This is a genomic window from Neisseria sp. P0021.S007, from assembly GCF_051956855.1.
Window position 1 is genome coordinate 1 of the sequence record NZ_JBQCXA010001560.1, and the last position, 462, is coordinate 462.

General features: G+C 50.6%; 1 protein-coding gene. It reads left to right on the top strand.

What is annotated here, in order from left to right; translation table 11 throughout:
- A partial coding sequence (locus ACTHUR_RS20260; protein ID WP_440400590.1) for an amidase family protein occupies window positions 1-462 on the top strand: 462 nt, incomplete at both ends.

The following is a 462-nucleotide window of genomic DNA, read 5'->3' on the forward strand; positions in this document are numbered from 1 at the left end:
GTTCTATCCGTCAGCCTGCATCGCATTGCGGTATTACCGGCATCAAGCCGACTTACGGTACGGTTTCACGTTTCGGTATGGTTGCCTATGCTTCCAGCTTCGACCAAGCCGGCCCTATGGCGCAAACAGCCGAAGACTGCGCGATTTTGTTGAACGCTATGGCCAGCTTTGACGAGCGCGATTCCACCAGTTTGGAGCGCGACAAAGAAGACTACACCCGTGATTTGGACAAGCCGCTCAAAGGTTTGAAAATCGGTTTGCCTAAAGAATATTTTGGCGAAGGCGCAGATGCCGATGTTCAGACGGCCTTGCAAAGCGTTATTGATTTGCTCAAAGTACAAGGAGCGGAGACTGTTGAAGTTTCCCTGCCGCAAACATCATTGTCGATTCCTGCTTATTACGTTCTTGCCTCTGCTGAAGCAAGTACCAACTTGTCCCGTTTTGATGGCGTACGTTATGGCC